Here is a 22,667-nt window from a genome sequence, read left to right as displayed (position 1 = left end):
GATCAGTCCTCCTTCGTGAGGAAATCGGTGGTGAGGCGATTGAAGAGGTCCGCCCGCTCCCATTGGACCCAGTGCCCGGCCCCGGACACCACATACATGTCGGCGTTGCGCATGGCCGAGACGAGTTTCTGCCCGCCTTCCGGCCGGTTGACCCGGTCCTCCTTGCCCCAGACGACGAGCGTCGGGGTCGCAATTCGGTTGAGGTTCTTGTGCCGGAGAAGATCCATTCGCGCGATCTTGCGAAGCAGTCCCGGCCGGGTCGGTCGAGCCAGCGGCGGGTGCGCGATGACTTCAGGATCGAGGCTCGCGTGGTAGCGTTCGTCGATGACCTCGGCCGGCACCGAGGCCCCATCGAAGACAAGATACTCGCGGATGAAGCTCTCGAGCTTCTTCCGCGATGGCCCTTCGGAGTCGTAATAAGACAGGAGCGACTTCAGACCCGCGGTCGGCAATGACTTCGAAGTGCCGATCCCGCCGGGTCCCATCAGGACGAGTCTGTCCACGCGGTCAGGCCGGTCGAGTGCACAACGCAGCGCAGCGGCTCCGCCGTAGGAGTTCCCGACGAGGTGAGCTCGCGGAATATCAAGGGCATCGAGCAGACCTCCGATGAACAGGGCGAGGTCGCCGAAGGGATCAGTCGCATCGATCCCCTTCGTCGACCGCCCGTATCCCGGCATATCGGGAACGATGACCCGGAAGCTGCGCGCAAGTGCGTCGATGTTCTGCGAATAGTTCGACAGTCCGGTGGCACCGGGTCCGCCGCCGTGCAAGAGCACGACGGGATCGCCTTCGCCGGCCTCCGTGACGAAGATCTCACGGTGTCCGACGCGGACTGTGCTGTCTAAGCGGGGTGGGGCCTGAGGCTCCATGGTGTCCTCCTTGGGTTTCTGACTGAAGGTTCAGTGCGGGGTGGTCACAATCGTCTGCAGCGCAGCGGAGCTCGTCGCCGAGGAAGCTGGCGCTCCTCGCAGCTGCTGACTGAGCTCGTCGATCCGGCCCGGCAGGTCGTTGCCTCGCCAGGCGACGTGCGTGTCGCTGCGAACGATGAGCAGATCATGCTCGAATACGGGATCGGTCGGGCGCACGGCGTCGACGAGCACGAAGGGCACAGGTCCCTGCACCAGCGGCGCGACGTCGATGCTCTGGTTGAAGCGAATGAGCGTGTAGTCCGGTCCAAGACGGTCGAGGATGCTGATGCCGTCGACGCTGAAGTGGGGAAGCCGACATCCGGGCACCGTCGATGGAACGTGGGAACCCATGTCATAGGTCGGCGGGGTCTGGCCGTGGTCGGGAATGATCGGTGAGTCCTCGTAGTAGTACCCGAAGTTGAGGCCCTCGGGCGACATCTGCGCGATGTTCGCGGCCAGCAGCTTCCTGCCCAGTCGGCGGCGGACGATACGTCCGATGAGTCCGCGCGAGGTTAGGATCCGCGGCACTCTCTGCTTCGCGACGAGGTCGGCGTTCTCTTCCATCTTTGCCATCGCCAAACGCGATACCTGGTCGGTCAGCGGCTGGCGCTCGGCTTCATAGGCGTCGAGGATGCCGGCATCGGCCCACCCGGAGTGCACCGCACTGAGCAGCCAGGACAGGTTCGTCGCATCGGCAATTCCGGCATTCATCCCGTAGCCGGCGAAGGGCACCCACAGGTGGGCGGCGTCTCCGGCCACAAAGAGTCGACCGTCTCGGAAGCGGTCAGCGACGAGACGTCGGCCCACCCAGTCCTCATTGCGAATGATCTCAAAGTCGAAGTTGGGGCCGACTCCCAGCGCGTCCCGGATTGACTGCTCGAGGTCAACGGTCTCAAAGTCCGTCTCGCCCGGGTCTAATGCCCGGTGCACCAGCCACAGGTCCTGCCCGTCGATGGCGACCACATTGGCTTTGACCCGACTATTGGCGATCCATGTCATCCACGCGGGCCTGCGGGATCCAAACAGCTCCCGCACCCCGGCCGAGCGGATCAGGGTGGACCGGGTCCGCGAGATCTCTCCGTCACCTTGGAATCTCACCCCCATCTGCTTGCGGACTCGGCTCGAACCGCCGTCGCAGCCGATGAGGTGGCCGACCCTCAATTCGAACTCATCATCGGTCTTCACAGGGCGACAGACAGCAGTCACACCGTCGGCGTCCTGAGTGGAGGAGACGAACTCAGTCTCCGGCAAGAAGCGGACGTTCGGCAGCGAGAGCAAACACTGCCGGAGGATCGGTTCGAGCCACATTTGGCTCTCCCGCACCATGGGTTCCGGGGTGGGCCACTCGCTGTCGTAGAACCCCGGGTGCGAACGTTCTGATCGGGATGGCATGACGATCCGGGTCAGCTCCGGCCCGCTCACCGAGGTGGCATAGAGAGTGTCCGTCGGATACGCGTCCGGGAGCCCTGCTTCGCGGACCTGATCGGCGATGCCGAAGCGGCGGAAGATTTCCATTGTGCGGGAGGCGATGGTGTTGCATTTCGCATCGGGCGGGTCCTCGGCGCTCCGGCTTTCGACGACGGTGACGTCGACACCTCTCAGTCCTGCATCGATGGCCAGGCACGTTCCTACAGGGCCTGCCCCTACCACGAGTATGGACGCGTCCATGGCTACCTCCCCGGCGAGATTTTTTCGTCACTTCTGACGATATCATCATTTTCCTGCAGCCGCACCGCTGCACTCAGATCAGCCCCACCGACGGTCGGTCATCATCCAGTCGCAGCCCGCCGCATTCTCGGTCTCCCGCAGACAATCTCGCACCCCCGACTGCTGATGGCGAAGCTGGTGACGGTATCCTCAGAACTGTGACCAACCGACTCGATCGCCGCAAACAACGAACCCGTGCAGCCCTCGTACGGGCGGCACAGCAACACCTGGCCTCGGGAGACATGGGCGTGAGTATCAAAGAGCTCACCGATGCCGCCGATGTCGGCTTCGGCTCGTTCTACAACCACTTCAACTCGAAAGAGGAGCTGATGGCGGCAGCCGTGGAGGCGGCCCTCGACGATTGGGCTAGCCTGGCCGATGCCGCGGCCAGCGACGTCGACGACCCGGCCGAATACATCGCGACCGGATTCAGAATGACTGGTCGCCTGCAGCGGGCCAATCCCGAACTGGTCCGGGTGCTCTTGCGGTCGGGAACGTCGATCCTCTCTCGTGATCGTGGCTTGCGCAGTCGGGCCATTGAGGGTCTGAGGGCAGGCGTCGAGGCCGGACGGTTCACCCGCCTGGATCCGGACATCACGGTGATGGTCCTCGGTGGAGCGCTCCTCGGTCTGCTCCAGCTGCTCGAAGATCGGCCGGATGACAACGGCAATGCGTTCTCGGATACTGCCGCGGAGCGAGTCCTCGTGATGCTCGGCATCAACCAGTCAGAGGCGGAGAAGCTCGCGCATACGGCTCTGCCGGCACTGCCCGATCTCCTGCCGGAGATCTAGCGCCGACGGGGTTGACCGGTTCTACATCGACATCACCGGGTGGAGGTCCTTCATTGTCACCACCCGTTTCCGGTTGCTGACCAGGACAGTGGCCGCGAGACACACGAGCGTCGTCACCACCAACGCCACCACTGACTGCACAGCAATGCCTACATTCTCTGTCGCTGCACCGAAGCGGAGCAAAAAGAAGGACTATTGTGCGGGCGCATTTGCTCCCTTAGCGTGAACAGTCGACAGAACAGACACCACTGAAGAATTGAGTCACACCGTGAACGCCGGTCGAATCGATACCCACCACCACTACATACCTGGCTTCTATCGCGACTTCATGGACGCCAACGGCCTCACTGCCGGCGGCTGGCCCACACCGAGGTGGAGCCTCGACGCCGCGCTCGCACTGATGGACGACGAGCAGATTTCGACCGGCCTGCTGTCTTTGAGTTCGCCCGGGACACACTTCGGAGATGATCAACAAGCTCGCGACCTCGCCCGACGCGTCAACGATTTCGGTGCCGAGCTCGCCAAGGACCGACCAGACCGCTTCGGACTGTTTGCCACCTTGCCGCTGCCCGATGTCGACGGATCGATCGCCGAGGCCACACGCGCTGTCGATGAACTGCATGCCGATGGTGTCGTGGTCCTCTCAAACGTTCGCGGCAGGTATCTCGGCGATCCGTCCTACGCGCCACTGTGGGAGATGCTCGCCGAACGCGAAGTCGTCGTCTTCGTCCATCCCGAGGCACCGCAATTGACAATGCTCCCCGGCCTACCGAGTCCATTGCTCGACTTCCCATTCGACACGACACGGTCCGCACTGCACCTAGTCGCCAACGGGGTCTTGAGGCGCCACCCTAACCTTCGCATCATCCTCAGCCACGCGGGAGGTTTCCTGCCTTACGCAGCGTACCGGTTCAAAGGAGCCGCGCAATTCAACGACGACGTCACAGCGGAGACGATTCTTCAGGATCTACGCCGGTTCTACTTCGACACCGCATTGTCCTCATCTCCCACTGCTCTGCCATCGCTCCTCGCTTTCGCAGAACCCACACATATCACGTACGGCAGCGATTTCCCCTTCGCGCCGAACACCGCAGAGTTCGACGCGATGCTCGACGATTACGAGGCAGATGCTCCGACCCATCACGCCATCAATCGAGGCAACGCTGAAACTCTTTTCCCCCGTCTTGCCGTGTGACACCGGGCTGTCAACGAAAGACTCTGATCGCGTCAACCAACCTCATCCACCGCTCCTGCCGGTCCAGAGCACTCGCCCGCTGCTGAGGTCGACCGCGGCGAGACCGCCCCCGGAGGTCATCGTGTGGAGATCAGCGCGATGGTACCCAGGATCGTTGTTCCGGACAGGTCTTCGGCGCCGAAGTCCGAACCATGTCGGCTCGGCGAATCCGGATACTCCAGAGGATCATCCGAGTCGTTCGTGCAGGCGGCCACTGTCGCCAGCATGACCAGGCACAACGCGGATGTGAATATGGTTCGCTATCGGAGCCTCATAAGCTCTCAACCTATCCAGGCGAGCGCGGTGCCCCACGATTGTGTCCGAATCGGCACACTCCGCAGCTCAGCGTCCTGTCGGTCTCAGTAGGCGATGCCCCTGCTCGGGTCGCCGTTGCCGCGGGCAGTGGCAAGATCCTCGCGGAAGGCCCGGCCTGCGGCCCCGATGTCCCCTGCCGAGGTGATGAACCGGTATCCCTGTTTGCGGCGGACTCGCGCTTCCGTACCGTTGCCGCAGTGGATACCGGGAATCTTGCCTGCCGCGTCGGCGGCCTCACGAATGCGTCTCACCGCCTCGGCGTGGGCCTCATCGGGTTGACCCGGGAGCGCGCCCACGGCGAAGGCGAGGTCGGCGGGACCGACATAGACCCCGTCCACGCCGTCGACGGCGCAGATCGCGTCGAGGTTCTCCAGCCCCTCCTTGTTCTCGATCATGACGAATAGGAGCGGTCGCTCGGCACGCGTGTCCTGGACGACTCCGGAGATGAGCTCGGAGGTCGGCCCCCAGGAACGGTCGCCACCGCGGCTGGGATAGTCGAGTGCTGCTGCTGCGGCTGCGGCCTCGGCGGCGGTGGAGACGAGTGGAACGATGATCGCCTCGACGCCGGCATCTGCGAGCGCACCGATCTCGGTGAAGCGATTCGCAGCCACGCGCGCCGTGACCAGGGCCGATCCGCTTGCACGGATGGCATCGGTGAGTCGAAGGACATCCGTGGGACGGCTCAGTCCATGCTGCAGGTCGATGCTCACATAGTCGAACCCGGCCGCGGATCCGATCTTCGCGAGCTCCTGGCTCGAGCTCATCACCCACAGTCCGTTGTAGACCTCACCGGCGGCCAGTCGGGCGCGGTGGGCTTCGATCGCTTCAGTCATGCCGGCATCGAACCACACGCCGCCCGCAGGCGCCACCCACGACCGTAATGTGGATCACGCGTGGAGACGGGACGGAAAAGACTGAGGGCGGGCGCACCCGCCGCTCACGCATACCAGTTCACGCTCTGTGGGTGACCAACCCTTCCGACACGGTGAGCAGCACGTTCGCCCCGCCCAGCGTCACCGGGTTCGCCTCGAGCGGATCGACGTCGAGCACCGCAAACGAGGCGGGCCCACCGACGGCGAGATATCCCCCGTCTTCGGCGATCGCCCGGCGTGGTCCCGTCGTTTACTCGGCGGCGGTGAGGGCCTGATCCGGGAGGATCGGGGCGGTCTCCGGCTCGTCGACGGGCCGGCGCAGTTGCGCATCGGCCATGATCTTGAGTATTTCGTAGGGCGCGACGGGATAGTCGGAGCCGAGCGCGAGGATCGCACCCGCATCGAGCACATCACGGGTGCACCAGGCACGAGCCGCCCGCTCCTCGCCGAGGCGCTGCGACCAGTCGTCGCTGCCATCGGCCCTGGTGTAGTGGGTGCAGTGGGGGGGGACCAGAGATATTTGAGCTGACCTGCGACGATTCACAGTGACGACCAGGCTGATTCCTTCACCGCCTCTGCGATCAGGACAGCCGCAGCCACCCAGGTGCCCGGGCAGTGAACTCGTTCCGATCGAGCCTGTCTCCGACCCCGGCGGGAATCGCTCCGAGCACAGGTGCCATCGCCGACAGTGCAGCCAAATTGTCACGGTCAACCGGAGACGCCTTTTCGGGCCACGAACCGATGATGATGCCGGTGGTCGAAACCCGCCGTCTCTCAAGGGCTTCAGCGGTGAGAGCGGTGTGGTTGAGAGTCCCTAAGCGTGAGCGGACGACGATGGCGGCACCGACCGAGTTTTCTCCCTCCGACAGTCCGGCTGCGATGTCGGCGAGGGTAAGCCCTCCGAAATCGACGAGGACTCCCCCGGACCCTTCGACGAGGACATGGTCGGCATCGGTTCGCGCCAGTGCCGTACGTATGAAGTCCACATGCTCGGCCGCGCTCGGCAGATTCGAGACTCTGTCGGCTCCTGAAAAGTCCGGAACGGGTCGTACAGCGCCAGCTGACTCATCATCGGCTGACTCGGGGTCTGCTGGCCATGGGTCGGCTGATTTGGCATCAGCTGATTTGTCGTCGGCCGACTTGTTCTCGTCCGATTCGGCTTTGGCGGCGGGAACCGGAGCCATCGGCAGGCGGAGGGTGGTGTTCGTGAACGTATAGATGCCGGTCAGCCGCGCCACCGCCTCCGCGTCAGATTCTGTGACGACGTCGCAGTAATCGGACTCGAGCTGCTCACGTGCAGGATCGTCGGCCCTGATATGCCCCGTCTGGATCGGCTTGCACATGATCACTCGACGCCCAACCGCCGTCAGTGCCGCGGCCAGCGCCGCGGTGGCGATGGTCTTGCCGACGCCGGTGTCCGTTCCCGTGACGAGCAGAAAGCGCGGGATCATGCTGCCGACTCCGCAGCGCAGATTTCGGTGATCGCCCGAATGCGCTCACAGGCATAGGCCAGCTCATCAGGGCTGAATCCGGCGCGAGCGGTCAGCCGCAGACGCGTGATGCCGTCGGGCACCGAAGGTGGGCGGAAACAGCCGACGAGGATGCCTTCCTCGCATAGCAGTTCGCGTGCCCGGACGCCGGATTCCGGGCTCGGCATCGGAACGGACAGCACCGCACCGGCTGGAACCGGCACATCAAGCACGGCTGCCAGTTGTGCGCGGGCTGCCTTCATCGAGGCCACCCGCTCAGCGGTGATGAGGTCGAGAGCGGCACGCGCAGCGGCCGCCCCGGCAGGGGAAAGACCGGTGTCGAAGATGAAGGTACGTGCAGTGTTGACCACAGCATCACGGATGAGATCGGCTCCCAGCACAGCCCCTCCTTGGGAGCCGAGCGCTTTCGACAGCGTTGCGGTGACAACGAGACGGTCGCGGAATTCGCTCACCGCGGCAGCCGCCCCCATTCCGACGAATTCCTCGGTGCCGGTCACACCGATCCCGTGGGCTTCGTCGACGAGCAGCAGAGCGTCGTAACGAGCGCAGAGGTCAAGAAGTCGGGGCAGGTCCGCGGCGTCACCGAAGACGGAGTACACCGATTCGACGATGACAAGCGCCTCGGACTGCTGACGACCAGCCAGTGCGGCTTCAACGGCGCCCTGGTCGTTGTGGGCGACGATACTCGTCGGAGCTTTCGCCAGACGGCAGGCATCGATGAGTGACGCATGGTTGTGGGCGTCGGAGATGATGAGAGTATCGGGACCGGCCAGAGCAGTGACGGCAGCGATATTGGCCAGATAACCGCTGGAGAAGGTCACACACGCAGGGTGCCGCAGCCGTTCGGCCAGCGCAGCTTCCAATCGGTGGTGGGCGTGTGTGGTTCCGGTGACGAGTCGGGACGCGCTGGCCGAGGTGCCGATGCGTTCGATCTCCTCGATCGCTGCGGCACGCACCAGCGGATGCGCCGAGAGTCCGAGGTAGTCGTTCGAGGCGAGGTCGAGTCCGTCGAGCACGAGGTCACTGCGGTCCAGACCGGCAGCACTTCGGCGCTCGGCCGCGGCGGAAAGGCGGGAGAAGAAGGCGTTCACGATGCAACCTCGAACTCGCACCCATCCCCGTGTGCCGCGGCTGCCGCGACCATCGCCGCCGTGACGGTGTCCACCACCTCTGGAGACGAGATATATGGAGGCATCGTATAGATGTGCCGCCGAAACGGCCGCAGCCACACCCCATGTTCGGCGGCTATGCGCGTGGTCAGCCCCACGTCGACCGGGCGGTCGAGTTCGACGACGCCGATACCACCGGTCACACGCGCCTCGGCCACGTGCTCGAACCCTCGAGCGGGAGCGAGCCCGGATTCGAGAGCCGGGGCGATGCGTGCGATGGCCGCCTCCCACCCGCCCTCGTCGGCGGCGAAGAGCAGACTGATCGAGGCAATGGCTGCCGCGCAGGCCAAAGGATTAGCCATGAACGTAGGCCCGTGCATGAGCGCTCGGTGGGACGAAGCGGTGATGACGTCTGCAACCGTTTCACTGCACATCAGCGCCGCCAATGTGAGATAGCCGCCGGTCAGAGCCTTGCCCAGGCACATGACGTCCGGGGTGATCCCGGCGGCCCGACAGGCGAAGTCAGAGCCCGTGCGTCCGAAGCCGGTGGCGATCTCGTCGGCGATCAGCACGGCATCGATCTCAGTGGCCAACCGTCGCAGTGACTGCAGGGCGGCTGGGTGATACGGGCGCATGCCTCCGGCACCTTGGAAGAGGGGTTCGACGATGATGCCGGCGATCTCTGCCCCGTGCGCATCGACGAAATTTTCAGCCTTGATCACCCATGCGTCCACTTCGGCGGGGGAAGCCTCCGGCAACGGCGGACGAGGTAGGAACAGCTGAGATGCCAGCAAACCTGCGAAATCAGTGTGCATCCCACCGACCGGATCACACACACCCATCGCTCCCGTCGTGTCACCATGGTAAGCGCCTTCGAGTGCGAGGAAACGTCTGCGATCGCGCCCGCGAGCCCGTTGATATTGGACGGCCAGCTTGAGCGCGACTTCGACCGAGACCGAGCCCGAGTCGGCCAGGAAGACATGGTCGAGTCCCGGGGGTGTGAATGCGACGAGGCGCTCGGCCAGGTCGACAGCCGGGCCGTGCGTCAGACCGCCGAACATGACATGTGAGAATGACCCCAGCTGAGCGGTCAGCGCCGCGTCCATGAACGGATGCCGGTAGCCGTGGACGACCGACCACCACGAGCTCATGCCGTCGACAAGCCGGTGAGAGGCACCGGCGACATCGCACAGGTCTACGTAGGGACCAGCCGCGCCGGTGACTGAGAAATGCGCGCCGGCGTCGAGCGGAGCGTAGGGATGCCATAGGAGCCCGGAGTCGCGTTCCAGAGTGCTCAAAGGATCACGTCGCGCAGGATCAGGCATTGGGTGAGAGCTCCGTCCCTGCGCCTCGACGACGGATCGTCGGGATCGTGACGTCGGAACCGTCTGCCTCGAGACCGACGGGCGGCAACGGCTTGCCGCACGGCAGAGTGCCGGCTGCCGATGGCACCGAGGCGGGCGCATTCGCCATGCCGGCGGCGGTGGTGTCGTCACTTCCATCGGGGGTTGCGCTGCCGAAGGCCGCCAGATGGGCGGCCCGGTGGGACTTGAGCTCATCACGCAGTTGTTGGGCACTGTCCGCGCCGACGATCTCGAATCCGCCGTCGACGATCATGTCGAGGTCCTCTTCCGCGGCCTGTCCCTCCGAGGTGAGGTAGTCGCCGAGGAAGAGGGAATTGGCCACGTGCAGCGACATCGGCTGCAGCGAACGCAAGTGCATCTCCCGGCCGCCGGCGATGCGCAGCTCGCGGTCCGGGCAGAGGAACCGGACCGCACAGAGAATCCGCATACAGTGCTGCGGGGTAAGCGTCCAGGTACCTTCGAGTGGCGTACCGTCGAATGGAATGAGGAAGTTGACCGGGATCGAATCGGAGTCGACGGCCTTGAGCGCTTCAATGGCCTCGATGATCTGTTCGTTCGTCTCCCCCATTCCGACGATGAGCCCCGAGCACGGGGAAAGTCCTGCACCGCGGGCCTTGTCCACAGTGTCGACGCGATCGGCGAATGTATGAGTCGAGCAGATGTCGGCGTAATGGGACTCAGCGGTGTTGAGGTTGTGGTTGTACGCGTCGACCCCGGCGTCCTTGAGCCGCTTCGCCTGACCGTCCTTGAGGAACCCGAGGCACGCGCACACCTCGACGCCGGGCGATGAGGATTTGATTTCCTCGACCATGCCAGAGACTCGTTCGACGTCCCGGTTCGAGGGACCGCGTCCTGAGGCTACGAGGCAGACCCGCGAGGCTCCTCCTGCCAGACCGAATTCCGCCTGCCGCTTCGCCTCTTCCCTGGGCAGCCACGAGTATTTGAGGATGTCGGCTTCGGAACCCAAGCGCTGCGAACAATAGCCGCAGTCTTCTGGACACAGCCCTGATTTGAGATTGACGAGGTAGTTGACCTTGACGAGATTGCCGAAATGTTCGCGGCGCAGCCGTGAGGCAGCCGCGATCAGATCGAGCAGATCCTCATCGGGCGACGACAGGATCGCGCAAGCGTCGGAGGCGGTGGCCGAATCGCCGGCGAGCACGCGCTCGGCGAGTATTTGATAGCTATCCATATTGCCATTATTGAACACTGTTCAGGAGGGTGCAAAATCCCACGTTGTTGCCCGAGCAGGCAGAATGGTGTGATGACTTACGCGCTCCTCACCGTCAGCGGCCACCCACAGTGCGTCGATGGAACGGACGACCCGCGCCTCGCCGAGGCGGACGGACCGGCCGCACTCCTCGACGTCGACAGCGATGTTGCGGACTCTGGAGCACCGCCGCTCGGCGAATGCATCAGCGCTCCCTGCCGCCCCCTCGCCTACCGCGAGATCGGTGGCGAATGGACGGAGGTCGGCTTCGAAGCCGCCGATCATTGGGTGCAGATGGGTCCGGACCTGCGCAGCCGCCTCGTCGCGGACTATCTCTCGACGCTCGACGTCGCCGAGTTCAAACAGGCGACGAACGGCGGCAGCGCCTCGATCATCACGAACAACTGGGTCTACTCCGGCCAGCCGCGGATCTATCGGGTCGCAGGGGGCCTGCGTGATTTCGTCACCGTGTTCGGACAGCTCGCTCGTGCTTGATGTGCCGCACTCGGTGTGCCGCCTTCATCGCCTGCCCGGGCCGATCGAGACGACCTTGATAGCATTCACCCCACACCGATGACCCGCATCGGACCGATGCCCTCTCGGCCCCCTGCGTCCAAGGACGGACAGCACATGGCGCATCAGAGATCGAGCCCAATTCCCCTGAGTCCGCCTCCCACTCCCCTGAGTCGACGATCGGTGCTCATCGGTGGTTCGGCGTCTTGGGCATCCAGCGCATGGTGCTCGACCACGCGGAGAGACTCGAGGACGCCCTCGACCTCTTCGACGGCCACAATGTCGATTTCACCGGTGGGCCAGGACTGCACTATCTGATCGCCGACGGCACGGGGGCGAAAGCCGTCGTCGAATACGACGCCGGCACGATGCAGGTCATCCGTCCTCCGCAGGGGCAGCCGTGGATGTGCTTGGAGAACGTCCACATGTCCACGACGACCGAAGATCAGCGCGGCGGACAGTGGCGCTACTCCACCTGCGCGGACACGCTCTCGGCCGCCGCTGGGAAGGTTTCCGTCAACGAGGCGGTCGGCCTGCTCGACGATGTGCGCCAGGCCCACACTCAATGGCAGAGCGTCTACGACCTCGGCGAAGGCACCCTGCGGGTGATCGCGGAGAAGTCACACGACTTCACCCTCTCCAGCTGATCGCTCGAGCTCTGGCTTGGGAACTGTTCACATGCCCGCGGACACCTGTGCTTCGTCGCGGCGGTCCCGGTTCTCGACGATCTCCGCGACATTGACCTCTGCCCACGTCCGGAGTGCGGCCACGGGTTCCTGCAGTGACCGGCCGAGGTCGGTGAGCGAATACTCCACCCGCGGCGGCACCTCGGCGAAGACCTCGCGCTCGATGAGGCCGTCGGCGACAAGCGACCGCAGGGTCGAGGTCAGCACCTTCGGGGTGATTCCGCCGATGGCCAGACGGATCTCGCTGAAGCGCTTCGGACCGGCATCGAGGATGTCGACGATGAGCACCGTCCACTTGTCCCCGACTCGATCGAGAACCACTCGGGTCGGGCATTCGGGGTCGAAGGCATCGCCTTCCCATCGAACTCTCACACTCATGGCTCAATAGTATCCTTGAGGTACTCGATACCCCAAAGATACCTTTGGAAGCTCAGACTACGACTTCCACCGTGCATCGCAGGCGCGCTGCACGTCGAACGAAGGGACTCATATGAAGATCGCACTCTTTGGAGCATCGGGAATGATCGGCTCGCGCGTCGTCGCCGAGGCGGCCTCCCGCGGGATCGAGGTCACCGCCATCACCCGCTCCGGCACCGAGGTGGCAGGAGCCGCCCGTTCGCTGACCGGCGATATGGCCGATGCGGAGCTCGGAGCACGCTTGGCCGCCGACCACGATGTCATCGTCTCCACCACCGGACCCAGCCGCACGGGCGGGGACCACCAGGAATGGCTCGACGCTCTGTCGACCGTGGCGAAGGCCAGCGGTGAGACCCGACTGTTCGTCGTCGGCGGTGCCGGTTCCCTGTTCGCCGGGGACACGATGCTCAAGGACACCGAGGGTTTCCCTCCCGCGTACAAGGCCGAAGCAGAGACCGGCACCAAGGCACTCGAACTGCTGCGTGCGGCGAACCCGTCCCCGTGGACGCTCATCTCCCCCGCACCGGAGATCGCTCCGGGTGAGCGCACCGGTTCCTACAACGTCGAGCTCGAGGTGCCAGCGGGCGACTCGATCTCGGCCGAGGACTTCGCTGTAGCCATGGTCGATGAGATCTCCGAGCCTGCGCACATCGACGCCCGCTTCACCGTGGCGAACTGAGCAGGCTCACTCACTGCAGGGCATGCAGAAATGACTGACGCCGGGGATGCAATCGCATCCCCGGCGTCAGTCGTCTCATCAGGGCGTATCGCCGGATGGCACCGGCTGCCTCGAATCAGGCCTTGGCAGGCTCCTTCTTCGGAGCCGGCTTCGAGTTGGCGGCCTCGACGAAGTTCTTGCGCGGAACGTCGAGATCTGCCAGCGGCATGGCGTCGCGGCCGAGCACGGCGCTGGCGAACCAGTTGCCGAAGACCCTGACCTTGCGGTCCATGGTCGGGATCGCGTAGCCGTGGTACGCCCGGTGCATGAGCCAGGCGAGGAGTCCGCGGGCTTCGAAGTCACCCATCTGCGAAACACCCTTGTACAGACCCAGGCCGGCAACCGTACCGATGGTCTTGTGGAAGTACTGCTTGAACTCGGTCTCTCCGCGCAGTGCGGCGAGCACATTGGCAGCCAGCACCGGGGCCTGCCGCACAGCGTGCTGAGCGTTGGGCACGCAGAAGCCTGCCACTCCGCCGCCGGACAGGTCGGGAACAGCGGCATTGTCGCCGGCGGCCCAAGCACCTTCGACGACTCCGTCATCGCCCTCGACCCGCAGGTCGGCGCGCACGGTGACGTTGCCGCGTTCGTTGATCGGCAGGTCGGAGTCGATGAGCATCGGGTTGGCCTTGACACCGGCGGACCACACGATCGTGTCGGCGTCGAACTCTTCGCCGTTCGAGAGCTTGATGTGCTTGTCGGTGCAGTCCTGAAGGAAGGTCTCGAGGTAGACGTCGATTCCGCGTTCGCGCATGTGCTCGACAACCCAACGGGCCTGAGCTTCGCCGACCTCGGGCATGACGCGGCCGAGGGCCTCGACGAGGACGAAGCGGACATCGGCCTCGGTCAGCGTCTCGTACTGGGCGATGGCCGAACGGACCATGTCCTCGAGTTCGGTCAGCAGCTCGATGCCGGCGAATCCGCCGCCGACGAAGACGAAGGTCAGAGCCTTGCGGCGCTCTTCGTCATCTTCCATCAGAGCGGCATCGGCCAGGCGGGACAGCAGGTGGTCGCGCAGCGCGACGGCTTCCTCGATGCGCTTGAGCGCGATCGCGTTCTCCTTCAGGCCCGGGATCGGCAGCGCACGGGCAACCGAACCGGAGGCGAGGATGATGTGGTCGTAGTCGAGTTCGAACGCTTCATCGTTCTCGGGTTCGATGGTGGCGAACTTCTCAGCGTGATTGATCGAGGTGACCTTCGCGGTGATGACCTCAGCACCCGGCAGGTTGCGGCGCAGCGGCACCACAGCGTGACGGGGCTCGATCGACCCGGCTGCCACCTCGGGGAGGAACGGCAGGTAGGTCATGTACGGATTGGGATCGACCACGGTGACGGTGGCTTCGCCCCGACCGAGGTTCTTCAGCAGATTCTGAGCGGTGAGTAGGCCGACAGAGCCGCCACCGACGACGAGGATTCGTGGACGCAGTTTTGAGTTTCTGATGAGTGCCATAATCCCATGCTAGACCCTTGTGAAAACTTTCACTAATTGTTTGTCTCGCGGACTCGAACACCCCAGATCAGAGCAGTTTCTGCACCTGGTCTCAGCGACGACGGCGGGCGAAGGAGACGACCGAGACGATCATGAGAACCAGGGCGATCAGGGCACCGGCGCCGAGGACGGCGAAGCCGAGAGTCGGTGTCGACTGTGTGGCGACGATGTCGGTCGGCGCGAGTGCCTTCGGGCTCTCGGACTCATCCGGAGCGGCGGTTTCGGTCTCTTCGGCCTTCGCATCCCCGCGACGATGCATCTTCACCCAATCCGCCAGTTCATCCTCGGCGGAGGACACGTCCTTGGGCACTTTCGCTTTGACGGCGCCCTGCGGGTCGACGCGCCCCCACCCGACGATCGGGTCGGGCTTGTCCTTCTTGCTCACGCCCTTGTGCCCGTCGACCGGTTTGGCGCTCGACTGCAGTTTGGCTCGGACCTCATCGGCGCTGAGGTCGGGGTTCTCGGAGCGGATGAGCGCTGCCACACCCGAGACGACGGGTGAGGCGAAGGAGCATCCCTGGCCTTCGGCGTAGCCGCCGCTGTAGTACGGGATGGGAATGTCCTCGGCCGGCCCCATGAGGTCGACGGCGGTGCCGGGGGCGGTGGAGTCGTCGAGGACCTTTCCGTTCTGGTCGAGTCCGCCCACCCCGATGACACCGGGAACCGTCGACGGCGACCACGCCTGGGTCGCTCCCTGTGAGGCGTTGCCGACGCAGGCGACGACGAGCACGTCCTTCTCATAGGCGTAGGCGAAGGATTCGTCCCAGCTCTCCGGCCAGCCCGGATCGTCCCAGCCCAGGGACATGTTGATGACCTTCGCACCGGAGTCGACGGCCCACCGGATGGCCTGATCGGCCTGTTCTCGAGTCGATCCGGACTCCTTCGGACGGTCGGGGCCCAGCCACATCGACGCCGACAGGATCTCTGCGTCCGGGGCGACGCCGGTCGGTCCGGCACCGACTCCTCGGCCGGCGATGACTCCGGCCACGGCCGTGCCGTGGTGGATCGTGGTCTTCCCGCCGATCGGGGTCTTTCCGTCCTTGCCCAAGCCGCTGAAGTCCTTCGACTTCTTCACCACGCCTTTGAGGTCTTCGTGGTCGGTGTTGACGCCAGAGTCGATGACTGCGACTTTGACGCCCTTGCCCGTGGACTTCTTCCAGACCTTGTCGATCCCATAGTCCTTGATGAACCACTGGCCGGGCCCGGCCTTCGGCGCGGCCATGACCGGCTGGGTGGTGCCGACGACGAGTCCGAGGACGACAGTCGTGACGGCGAGGAGTCGGGCGGCGGCTCTCACGAGCTCGTCAGCGCAAGATCGAGCGCGGTCCCGTCGAGGATGTCGGTTTCGGAGATCCGAATGTCCAGCGATCCCCCGGCAGCCGTCACTGCCTGGTCGAAGCGGGCGACGATCCGGGCGAAGAGCAGCGATCCGGCGCCGATGACATCAACGCGTCCCGGGTGCATATACGGCAGATCCGTGCGAGCCCGGCGGTCCATGGCCAGCAGCTTTCGGGATTCGTCTGCCACGTCCGCGACGCTGATATGCGCTCCGTGGATGCGCTCTCGCTGGTAGCTCTCGAGTCCGAGCACGCCTGCGGTGATGGTGGTGACGGTGCCGGCGACACCGATGAAGGTGCGCGGTGCGGAGAAGTCGACGATACGGGCCGCCTGATCGAGCTGGCCGTCGATATCGGCAAGTGCCGCCTGGATCTGAGCTTCGTCGGGTGTCTCGACGGGCATATGGCGCTCGGTCAGACGCACCGACCCGATGTCCATGCTCACTGCCGCTTGGACATCGTCGTGGCCGAGGACGAGTTCGGTCGATCCGCCGCCGAGGTCCATGACGATATACGGTCCGTCGGCATCCGTGAGCCCGGCAGTGGCGCCGAGGAAGGACAGTCTGGCCTCTTCCTCACCGGCGATGACGTCGGGGACGACGCCGAGGATCGAGAAGATCCCGGCGAAGAACTCGTCACGGTTCTTCACGTCGCGGCTGGCCGAAGTCGCAACGAATCTCAGCTTCTCCGGCTGGTAGTCGGCGGCCACCTCGGCGAATTCCTGCGCGACGGCGAAGGTGCGCTCGAGCGCCTCCGGAGCGAACTCGCCGGTGGCGTCGACGCCTTGGCCGAGGCGGACTATCCGGGTCTCACGGCGCAGGTCTGTGAGGGTGCCGTCAGCGGCGACATCGGCGATGAGCAGACGCAGGGAGTTCGTCCCGCAGTCGAAGGCGGCAACACGCATGGCAGGTCCTAGTCGGTCGGTTCTGTGGTGGCAGCGGCCTCGGCCAGCGGCGGCACGTCGCTCATGAACGACAGCGCGCGATCACCGATCGGGTTGACACCGAGCCCGGCGGACAGCGAATGTCCGACGAGGGCGTGGAGGCATTTCACCCGGTTCGGCATTCCGCCGGCTGAGTAGTCCTTGATCTCCTCGACGTCCGCCAGGCCTGCTGCGGACCCGACCTCAGAGCGGACGTCGAGATAGGCGCGGTGCGCGGCGGCATAGGCGGCAGCAAGTTCCTCATCTTCACCGATCTCGGCGGTCCAGTCGGCCATGATTCCCGATGCTTCGAGGCGCGAGCATTCGGCCACATAGGCGGGATGGGTGAGGTAGAAGGTCGTCGGGAACGGTGTGCCGTCTTCGAGGCGGGGTGCCGTGGCGACGACGAGCGGTTCACCGGCGGTGCTGCGAGCGGCGATGCCGACGACGCCTCGGGGAATGCGTCCGAGTTGGTCTTCGAGGACTGCGAAATCCGCCTCGGTGCACTCTGTGATCATCAGCTCTTCTCCACGGTGTTTCCGGTCTCCTGAATGGACTCCAGCAACTCAAGGTACCAGGCCTGCTTGCGAACCGGCCGTGCGGACTCGGTTTCGTCGTCCACAGCTTCTTGGTTCGTGACGATGACCGCGTTCTTGCCCTTCTCCACGTAGTACTGGTCTTCGCGGGCTTTGCGCTTGATGTAGTCGGGATCCCTGAGATTCTCGTTCTTCTCCTCGAGGCTCTTGACCTCAGCTTTCGTCGTCTCGATCTCATCGTTGAGAGCGGCGATCTGCTGGGCCTGCTTGAGCGCGGAGTTCAGGGGCGAGAGGAAGGCGAGGAGGACGACGGCGATGACGAGGAGGAAGATGCCCGTGCGCAGCGATATGCGGCGGCTCCGCGCCTCGGCGTCCATGCCGGCATCCGCTTCGATGACCGGTTTCGGGCGTCGGCGAGGGGTGGCTTTGCCAGGAGCCGATTTCGGGGCACTTCGTCTGGGCTTGCTCGGGACCATGCTTCTTTCCTCTGCGACTGGGGATCGGGGAAGAGTGTCGCAACATCTCCAAGTGTGCCGTGTCCGCATTCTCTGCGCGAGGATTTCGGACCCGTGGCGTGTTCGATTCCCACGTATCTTCCATCACGTTGCAGCGTGCTCGCTGACCCTCTGCATCCGGAGCCTCCCCTTCACCTTTACCGCCACCTCCTCCCGGCGGCCGCTTCTCCTACACCTGGCAACGCACCCCACACCGTTCACGGCAAACCCCCTCGTTCCTGCACTGGGTTATGCGGCTAACGGTGATGTATGCCCGCAATCTCCCGCCCTCGGGTCTCCGATGCCTGCCGGTCGCTCCGCGCAAACCTCGACTATCCACAAGGTTATCCACAATGCAAGAGTGATCTATTGTCTTTTGTTGTGATTAGGCGCATTTTAGTGACATGTACAAACTGCTGAGCACCGAGGAAATCGTCCGACTCGGATTCAACCACGCGGACATCCGACGCGCCCGTGCCTGTTGTCTGCGCAGACTCTCACGCGGCATGTACTTGGTCAGCCGAGTCTGCGAGCGAGACTTCCACCGCCCTCTCTGGGCCAGCATCGACGAGCGGATCCATGAGGTCTTCATCGACCACGGCGACATCCGCGACGAGGTCAACGAACTCAACGCTTCTCTGTCTGGGCACTTCAGCCAACGGGCCGATCAGAGAACGGACGATTCGAAACCCGACCCGCCGGAGGAGATCTACTCGCACATCTCGGCGGCTCTCATCCACGGCCTGCCGGTCGCCTACCCCGTCACACACCAGATCGAGGTCGTCCGTCCCGGCGTCAACCGTCGCTTCAAGAGCATCCATGTCCGCGGCAATCAGATTCCCCAGGCTCATCGCGCCACGATCGGGGGTGCCGAGCTCACCACGCTCGAACGCACACTCATCGACGTCGCCCGCAGCTACAACCTCGACGTCTCCGTGCCCATGATCGATGATGCGCTGCACCGAGAGCTGACGAGCAGAGAGACGATCCTCACGACCCTCGCCCAATGTCTGGAGAAGCGCAACGGCTCGAAAGTGCGGTTGGCCATCGATCTGGCTGATTCCCGTCGCGAATCCCCCGCCGAGGCGGTCGCCGCCGTGCGATTCTACGAACACGGCATCACGGGGCTGGAGCCCCAAGTCACATTTCATGCCGATTCGTTGAGGCGCGATATCCGCGTCGACTTCTGTCACCGCCGGGCGCGTCTCATCATCGAGATCGACGGCATCGGCAAGCTCTATCTGGGCTCAGGTGTTCCCCGACAAGAGCTCGAAGCGGAACGTCGCCGTGAGCAGTGGCTGCGCGACCAGGGTTGGCAGGTGATTCGGATCAGTTGGAAGGAACTGTTCGAAGAGGCGAAGTTCCATGACATCCTCTTCGCCATCCGCCGCGCGCAGAACGCCACCGCCTGAATCGATGTCGCATCCCGCACCGCTGCTGTCACACACTCCCATTGCGTCGAGCACGCAGTCTCGAATCGCGCGATCTGCGGAGTTTCATCCCTCACCGTTGACGGCAACTTCTACAGGTGCTCGACCACCCCTCACCCGTAGTCTCTCGTCAGAGTAGTGCACCGGTGACATTTGCGAGGAATGCGCAGGTTAGCCGCCAAAGGGCGGAATTGAGACGACTGGTGACAGATGGTGGCACGAAAACCGACTACCGGCAGCAGGGAATCATCGCGGCAGGCAGGTGTGGGAGACCATGAGGTGGGGAGGCCGACGTGAATAGCGCCGAGGCGGGACCGGAGATCGATGTGATCGTCCGGCCCCGCCTCGGGGAGTTCAGGGCCCTGCTGACCTCAGGCTTCGAAGCGCGGGAAGGCGCTGCGGCCCGCGTAGCGTGCGGCATCGCCGAGCTGCTCTTCGATGCGCAGCAGCTGGTTGTACTTCGCGACGCGCTCGGACCGGGCCGGCGCACCGGCCTTGATCTGACCGGCGTTGGTCGCCACGGCCAGGTCGGCGATCGTCGTGTCCTCGGTTTCGCCGGAACGGTGCGAGATCATCGTGGTGTAGCCGTTCGTCTGAGCCAGAGACACAGCGTCGAGGGTCTCGGTCAGGGTGCCGATCTGGTTGACCTTGACCAGCAGCGAGTTCGCCGTGGCGTTGTCGATTCCGCGCTGCAGACGCTCGGGGTTGGTCACGAACAGGTCGTCGCCGACGAGCTGGACCTTCGAACCGATCGTCTCGGTCAGGGTCGCCCAGCCGTCCCAGTCGTTCTCGTCGAGGGGGTCCTCGATCGACACGAGCGGGTACTTCGCCAACAGCTCTTCGTAGTAGGCGGCCATCTCCTCAGCGGACTTCTTGCCGCCTTCGAACTCATAGGCTCCGTCGGAGTAGAACTCCGAAGACGCCACGTCGAGGGCCACGGCGATATCGCGTCCGGGACGGTGGCCGGCGATGTCGATGGCCTCGATGATGAGGTCGAGTGCAGCGGCGTTCGAGTCGAGGTTCGGAGCGAATCCGCCCTCGTCGCCGAGCCCGGTCGAGAGTCCGCGTTCCTTGAGCACGCCTTTGAGCGCGTGGTAGACCTCGACGCTCCACTGCAGCGCTTCGTGGAAGCTGGCGGCGCCGATCGGGGCGATCATGAATTCCTGGATGTCGACGTTCGAGTCGGCATGGGATCCGCCGTTGAGGATGTTCATCATCGGCACGGGCATGACATGCGCATTCGGTCCGCCCAGGTAGCGGTAGAGAGGCAGATCGGCCGAGACCGCTGCTGCGCGGGCTACGGCCAGCGAGGTGCCGAGCATCGCGTTCGCGCCGATGCGGGACTTGTTGTCGGTGCCGTCGAGGTCGATGAGCGCTTGGTCGACGAGACGCTGATCGTCGCTTTCGAGTCCGACGATGACTTCATGGATTTCGTCGACGACACCGTCGACGGCCTGGGTGACGCCCTTGCCCAGGTAGCGCTCGGGGTCTCCGTCGCGCAGCTCCACGGCTTCGAACTCACCGGTGGAGGCACCGGAGGGAACTCCGGCGCGACCGACGGACTCATCGGCCAACAGCACTTCCACCTCGACGGTGGGATTTCCCCGGGAATCCAGGATTTCACGGGCGTTTGCGGCAACGATCTCGGCCACTGAGTACTCCTTAGCATTCGGTTTCACATGGGGAACATGTGCCTGCAGGACAGCTTAATGCACCGCGCGTCCGGGCTCACCCTCGGTCCGAGCCCCGGTTGGACTCGGACTCGAGCAGGCAGTGCCGCAGTCGTTCGGGCGTCGCCGGGTCCATCCCGTGCGCGAGCAGATAGGCTTCGACTCCCCCTGGCACTCCCCCGTCCTTCGCCGAGGCGGCCCCGTGCTCGGCTGCGATCCGATCGAGGACCTCGTGCATGAGTTCGGGAGGAGCAGCGGTGGCGGTCTGGGCGAGGTTGCCGGAGATCCCGGCATCGGAGAAGTTCCGGGTGATCGCTTCCAAGAAACCCCCGGACAGATGGGTGGAGGTGATGGCGTATTCGGCGACGATCTCCTGTCGTCCCACGCCGAGGAGGTCGAGCAGGAACGCTCCGATCACGCCGGTGCGATCCTTCCCGGCAGAGCAGTGGAAAACCACGCCTTCGGTGCAGTGTTCGGCGATCAGATCGACGGCGGCTGCCAGTCGGTGGCCGAAGTGGACGATCATGAGTTCGTAGATGCGGCCGAGGCTCCGGTCGCGCAGATCCATTCCGGTCGCCTCGGCGGCGGCTTCCATCTCTTCCCTGCTCAGCGGTCGGCTGGGGAAGAAATGATCGTCGAAGACAGGCAGCTCGATAAGACGGACGTCGAGTCCATCGAGCGCATCGGGCAGCTTCGCCCGCTCGCCGATATCACGCAGATCGATGACTGTGCCGATGCCGAGTCCGCCGATGTCCGCACGCCCCCGATCGCTCAGCTGCGCCAGACCGTCAGCACGGAACACCTTCCCGGATCGCACTCGATGCTCCCCTGCCTCGGTGGCGGGTCCTCCGAGGTCACGGAAATTGAAGGTGCCTTCGATCGCGAGTCTCTCCAGACTCATGGGGTTCTGCCCTCGTCCCGCACCGCGGCCTTCTCCTCTGCTTTGATCCGACGGTACTCGCGTTCGACCTCGTCCAACGATGCCATCTCGTCCCCGGAATCATCGGTGAACGCCAGGGGATGACGACGGATGAGTTTGGCCTCGAGGCCATCGATGATGGCGCCGAGGCTGTGCCCGTATGCGTGCCCGCTGCTCTCATCGAGCAGGGCGGAGTGGAAGAGCACCTGGTAGAACACGTCGCCGAGCTCTTCGATGACGGCCGCCCGGTTCTCAGGAGTGGGTTCTGTCGTGAATTCTTCGAGAGCGTCGATGAGTTCGTCGGTCTCCTCCCGAGCGTATTTCTCCAGGCTCTGGTGATCCTGCCGGCTCGACCAGGGGCAGCGTCGCCGCAGAGTCGCCATCGCGTCGATCACCGCTTGCAGTCGCGGTTCGACCTGTCCCGGCCCCGGCCCAGTCCAGTCCGTTCCCTGTTCGACCGAGCTCTGCTCGTCACGTTCACCCACGAAAGATCCTCCTGCCGGCACGAAAGACCCTCACCGCAACAACGGTGAGGG

The 22,667-nt window shown here is 64.4% G+C and carries 23 protein-coding genes; 6 read left to right on the top strand and 17 right to left on the bottom strand.

The window, feature by feature from the left end; genetic code table 11:
• Positions 1-2 precede the first annotated feature (2 nt).
• Positions 3-869 carry an alpha/beta fold hydrolase gene (locus HF684_RS06295; RefSeq protein ID WP_169251800.1) on the bottom strand — a complete coding sequence of 289 codons (867 nt, stop codon included), beginning with the start codon at positions 867-869 and terminating at the stop codon, positions 3-5.
• Positions 870-899: 30 nt separating this feature from the next.
• A complete protein-coding gene (locus HF684_RS06290; protein WP_169251799.1) occupies positions 900-2,576 on the bottom strand; it encodes an FAD-dependent monooxygenase in 1,677 nt (558 codons plus the stop codon).
• A gap of 197 nt (positions 2,577-2,773) precedes the next feature.
• Here HF684_RS06290 and HF684_RS06285 point away from each other — a divergent pair, with 197 nt between their 5' ends.
• Both HF684_RS06285 and HF684_RS06280 read left to right on the top strand, forming a co-directional pair.
• On the top strand, positions 2,774-3,406 hold the full coding sequence (locus HF684_RS06285) for a TetR/AcrR family transcriptional regulator (protein WP_348981438.1): 633 nt from the start codon (positions 2,774-2,776) through the stop codon (positions 3,404-3,406).
• Between the two features lie 268 nt (positions 3,407-3,674).
• Positions 3,675-4,601 (top strand): amidohydrolase family protein, encoded by a 927-nt coding sequence (locus HF684_RS06280; protein ID WP_248279135.1) that lies wholly within the window; start codon positions 3,675-3,677, stop codon positions 4,599-4,601.
• Between the two features lie 398 nt (positions 4,602-4,999).
• On the opposite strand, the gene HF684_RS06275 is transcribed toward HF684_RS06280, so the two are convergent.
• The 6 genes from HF684_RS06275 to bioB all read right to left on the bottom strand — a co-directional run bounded on the left by HF684_RS06275 (position 5,000) and on the right by bioB (position 10,982).
• Positions 5,000-5,788 (bottom strand): aldolase/citrate lyase family protein, encoded by a 789-nt coding sequence (locus HF684_RS06275; protein ID WP_169251797.1) that lies wholly within the window; start codon positions 5,786-5,788, stop codon positions 5,000-5,002.
• A gap of 289 nt (positions 5,789-6,077) precedes the next feature.
• Entirely contained in the window at positions 6,078-6,236 is a 159-nt protein-coding gene (locus HF684_RS06270) for a hypothetical protein (RefSeq protein WP_169251796.1), read from the bottom strand.
• Positions 6,237-6,408: 172 nt separating this feature from the next.
• Positions 6,409-7,278, bottom strand: coding sequence for an ATP-dependent dethiobiotin synthetase BioD (bioD, locus tag HF684_RS06265; protein ID WP_169251795.1), 870 nt, complete (start codon positions 7,276-7,278; stop codon positions 6,409-6,411).
• Positions 7,275-8,408 (bottom strand): 8-amino-7-oxononanoate synthase, encoded by a 1,134-nt coding sequence (locus HF684_RS06260; RefSeq protein WP_169251794.1) that lies wholly within the window; start codon positions 8,406-8,408, stop codon positions 7,275-7,277. Before HF684_RS06260 ends, bioD begins: the two co-directional genes overlap by 4 nt.
• Positions 8,405-9,751: an adenosylmethionine--8-amino-7-oxononanoate transaminase gene (gene bioA, locus HF684_RS06255; RefSeq protein WP_169251793.1), complete on the bottom strand. Its 1,347-nt coding sequence runs from the start codon at positions 9,749-9,751 to the stop codon at positions 8,405-8,407. Before bioA ends, HF684_RS06260 begins: the two co-directional genes overlap by 4 nt.
• Positions 9,744-10,982: a biotin synthase BioB gene (gene bioB, locus HF684_RS06250; protein ID WP_169251792.1), complete on the bottom strand. Its 1,239-nt coding sequence runs from the start codon at positions 10,980-10,982 to the stop codon at positions 9,744-9,746. Before bioB ends, bioA begins: the two co-directional genes overlap by 8 nt.
• A 72-nt stretch (positions 10,983-11,054) precedes the next feature.
• Here bioB and HF684_RS06245 point away from each other — a divergent pair, with 72 nt between their 5' ends.
• Positions 11,055-11,495 (top strand): hypothetical protein, encoded by a 441-nt coding sequence (locus HF684_RS06245; RefSeq protein ID WP_169251791.1) that lies wholly within the window; start codon positions 11,055-11,057, stop codon positions 11,493-11,495.
• 224 nt (positions 11,496-11,719) lie between these two features.
• Positions 11,720-12,160 (top strand): carcinine hydrolase/isopenicillin-N N-acyltransferase family protein, encoded by a 441-nt coding sequence (locus HF684_RS06240; protein ID WP_169251790.1) that lies wholly within the window; start codon positions 11,720-11,722, stop codon positions 12,158-12,160.
• Positions 12,161-12,187: 27 nt separating this feature from the next.
• Here HF684_RS06240 and HF684_RS06235 read toward each other — a convergent pair whose 3' ends face one another.
• On the bottom strand, positions 12,188-12,577 hold the full coding sequence (locus tag HF684_RS06235) for a helix-turn-helix domain-containing protein (protein WP_169251789.1): 390 nt from the start codon (positions 12,575-12,577) through the stop codon (positions 12,188-12,190).
• Positions 12,578-12,689: 112 nt separating this feature from the next.
• Here HF684_RS06235 and HF684_RS06230 point away from each other — a divergent pair, with 112 nt between their 5' ends.
• Positions 12,690-13,295 carry an NAD(P)H-binding protein gene (locus HF684_RS06230; protein WP_169251788.1) on the top strand — a complete coding sequence of 202 codons (606 nt, stop codon included), beginning with the start codon at positions 12,690-12,692 and terminating at the stop codon, positions 13,293-13,295.
• 115 nt (positions 13,296-13,410) lie between these two features.
• On the opposite strand, the gene HF684_RS06225 is transcribed toward HF684_RS06230, so the two are convergent.
• From HF684_RS06225 to HF684_RS06205, 5 genes are all read right to left on the bottom strand, one after another.
• On the bottom strand, positions 13,411-14,784 hold the full coding sequence (locus HF684_RS06225) for an NAD(P)/FAD-dependent oxidoreductase (RefSeq protein ID WP_169251787.1): 1,374 nt from the start codon (positions 14,782-14,784) through the stop codon (positions 13,411-13,413).
• 91 nt (positions 14,785-14,875) lie between these two features.
• Positions 14,876-16,120, bottom strand: a complete 1,245-nt coding sequence (locus tag HF684_RS06220; protein ID WP_248279134.1) for a S8 family serine peptidase — start codon at positions 16,118-16,120, stop codon at positions 14,876-14,878.
• Positions 16,117-17,064 carry a Ppx/GppA phosphatase family protein gene (locus tag HF684_RS06215; protein ID WP_169251786.1) on the bottom strand — a complete coding sequence of 316 codons (948 nt, stop codon included), beginning with the start codon at positions 17,062-17,064 and terminating at the stop codon, positions 16,117-16,119. Before HF684_RS06215 ends, HF684_RS06220 begins: the two co-directional genes overlap by 4 nt.
• Before the next feature lie 8 nt (positions 17,065-17,072).
• Complete coding sequence (locus HF684_RS06210; protein WP_169251785.1) at positions 17,073-17,600, bottom strand: DUF501 domain-containing protein; 528 nt, start codon at positions 17,598-17,600, stop codon at positions 17,073-17,075.
• Positions 17,600-18,094, bottom strand: coding sequence for a septum formation initiator family protein (locus tag HF684_RS06205; RefSeq protein ID WP_169251784.1), 495 nt, complete (start codon positions 18,092-18,094; stop codon positions 17,600-17,602). Before HF684_RS06205 ends, HF684_RS06210 begins: the two co-directional genes overlap by 1 nt.
• Before the next feature lie 422 nt (positions 18,095-18,516).
• Between HF684_RS06205 and HF684_RS06200 the strand changes: the two genes are divergently transcribed.
• Positions 18,517-19,524 (top strand): DUF559 domain-containing protein, encoded by a 1,008-nt coding sequence (locus HF684_RS06200; protein WP_169251783.1) that lies wholly within the window; start codon positions 18,517-18,519, stop codon positions 19,522-19,524.
• 389 nt (positions 19,525-19,913) lie between these two features.
• Here HF684_RS06200 and eno read toward each other — a convergent pair whose 3' ends face one another.
• The 3 genes from eno to HF684_RS06185 form a co-directional block, all read right to left on the bottom strand.
• Complete coding sequence (eno, locus tag HF684_RS06195) at positions 19,914-21,194, bottom strand: phosphopyruvate hydratase (protein ID WP_169251782.1); 1,281 nt, start codon at positions 21,192-21,194, stop codon at positions 19,914-19,916.
• Positions 21,195-21,270: 76 nt separating this feature from the next.
• Positions 21,271-22,113: a tyrosine-protein phosphatase gene (locus tag HF684_RS06190; RefSeq protein ID WP_169251781.1), complete on the bottom strand. Its 843-nt coding sequence runs from the start codon at positions 22,111-22,113 to the stop codon at positions 21,271-21,273.
• Positions 22,110-22,616 carry a MazG nucleotide pyrophosphohydrolase domain-containing protein gene (locus HF684_RS06185; RefSeq protein WP_248279133.1) on the bottom strand — a complete coding sequence of 169 codons (507 nt, stop codon included), beginning with the start codon at positions 22,614-22,616 and terminating at the stop codon, positions 22,110-22,112. The genes HF684_RS06190 and HF684_RS06185 overlap by 4 nt, the downstream gene beginning before the upstream one ends.
• Positions 22,617-22,667: the final 51 nt, after the last annotated feature.

The organism is Brevibacterium sp. 'Marine' (assembly GCF_012844365.1).
Taxonomy (GTDB): domain Bacteria; phylum Actinomycetota; class Actinomycetes; order Actinomycetales; family Brevibacteriaceae; genus Brevibacterium.
This window is presented reverse-complemented; position numbering and strand designations above follow the sequence as displayed.

Excerpts from the sequence above, each read along its gene's own strand:
- HF684_RS06295 (WP_169251800.1), bottom strand. The coding sequence starts at position 869 with ATGGAGCCTCAGGCCCCACCCCGCTTAGACAGCACAGTCCGCGTCGGA.
- HF684_RS06290 (WP_169251799.1), bottom strand. The coding sequence starts at position 2,576 with ATGGACGCGTCCATACTCGTGGTAGGGGCAGGCCCTGTAGGAACGTGC.
- HF684_RS06275 (WP_169251797.1), bottom strand. The coding sequence starts at position 5,788 with ATGACTGAAGCGATCGAAGCCCACCGCGCCCGACTGGCCGCCGGTGAG.
- bioD (WP_169251795.1), bottom strand. The coding sequence starts at position 7,278 with ATGATCCCGCGCTTTCTGCTCGTCACGGGAACGGACACCGGCGTCGGC.
- bioA (WP_169251793.1), bottom strand. The coding sequence starts at position 9,751 with ATGCCTGATCCTGCGCGACGTGATCCTTTGAGCACTCTGGAACGCGAC.
- bioB (WP_169251792.1), bottom strand. The coding sequence starts at position 10,982 with ATGGATAGCTATCAAATACTCGCCGAGCGCGTGCTCGCCGGCGATTCG.
- HF684_RS06245 (WP_169251791.1), top strand. The coding sequence starts at position 11,055 with ATGACTTACGCGCTCCTCACCGTCAGCGGCCACCCACAGTGCGTCGAT.
- HF684_RS06235 (WP_169251789.1), bottom strand. The coding sequence starts at position 12,577 with ATGAGTGTGAGAGTTCGATGGGAAGGCGATGCCTTCGACCCCGAATGC.
- HF684_RS06230 (WP_169251788.1), top strand. The coding sequence starts at position 12,690 with ATGAAGATCGCACTCTTTGGAGCATCGGGAATGATCGGCTCGCGCGTC.
- HF684_RS06225 (WP_169251787.1), bottom strand. The coding sequence starts at position 14,784 with ATGGCACTCATCAGAAACTCAAAACTGCGTCCACGAATCCTCGTCGTC.
- HF684_RS06215 (WP_169251786.1), bottom strand. The coding sequence starts at position 17,064 with ATGCGTGTTGCCGCCTTCGACTGCGGGACGAACTCCCTGCGTCTGCTC.
- HF684_RS06210 (WP_169251785.1), bottom strand. The coding sequence starts at position 17,600 with ATGATCACAGAGTGCACCGAGGCGGATTTCGCAGTCCTCGAAGACCAA.
- HF684_RS06205 (WP_169251784.1), bottom strand. The coding sequence starts at position 18,094 with ATGGTCCCGAGCAAGCCCAGACGAAGTGCCCCGAAATCGGCTCCTGGC.
- HF684_RS06200 (WP_169251783.1), top strand. The coding sequence starts at position 18,517 with ATGTACAAACTGCTGAGCACCGAGGAAATCGTCCGACTCGGATTCAAC.
- HF684_RS06190 (WP_169251781.1), bottom strand. The coding sequence starts at position 22,113 with ATGAGTCTGGAGAGACTCGCGATCGAAGGCACCTTCAATTTCCGTGAC.